We start from the raw sequence: 623 nt of genomic DNA, 5'->3' as shown, positions 1-623 counted from the left end.
TCCTTCGGTGTTTCCCGGTCGATCTGTTGGAGAAATTTCAGCCATTCCGTGTGGCGGTGACGTGGCTGACATTGTCCAACTTGATTACCCACCAATCTCAGCCATTCGTAAGAAACGATACGGCATGGGAGGCGTCCTGAGGCCAACGTAGGCGAGTCGCTCAATCATGTCATCCAATCGATAGCGCCGGTTGAACCGATACTCAAACTCTGCAAGATACCTGGGAACATGCTTAAGGCTTACGGAATGAAAGGTTCCGGTTATTGCATTTTTTACGTTGCCCAGCATGGTATTCACCCATTTGAAGGATGGGTGTTCAACCCCTTTACGCCCACCTTCGGAGACGAAAGGAATAGGATGGCATCCTGCCTTTTCCACTGCTTTGAAACAAGCCAAACCATCACTGACCACAATGCTTCCAACCTCCAGACTGGTCTTTGCATAGCGTTCGATTTCAGCACTGCGAAACCCACTGACTGTCCGCAATTGCATCCGCTGAGGGCGATGTTCTTCCCCTTCCGTTTCAACGACGGCAATAAACGGAGCTTTATGTGCAGCGCCACGCCCAGGCTTTCCTGGACGCTCACCGCCGATATACGCATCATCTATCTCAATGCGGCCAC

At 51.4% G+C, this 623-nt stretch carries 1 protein-coding gene; it reads right to left on the bottom strand.

The annotated features are described in order from the left end of the window. Nucleotides 1-84: 84 nt before the first annotated feature. Nucleotides 85-623 (bottom strand): IS1595 family transposase (locus ACOCD2_RS24850; protein ID WP_419591999.1); only part of this gene is annotated, 539 nt, incomplete at its 5' end.

This window comes from Thiolapillus sp., from assembly GCF_048562965.1.
In the GTDB taxonomy this organism is placed as follows: Bacteria; Pseudomonadota; Gammaproteobacteria; order Chromatiales; family Chromatiaceae; genus Thiolapillus; species Thiolapillus brandeum_A.
This window is presented reverse-complemented; position numbering and strand designations above follow the sequence as displayed.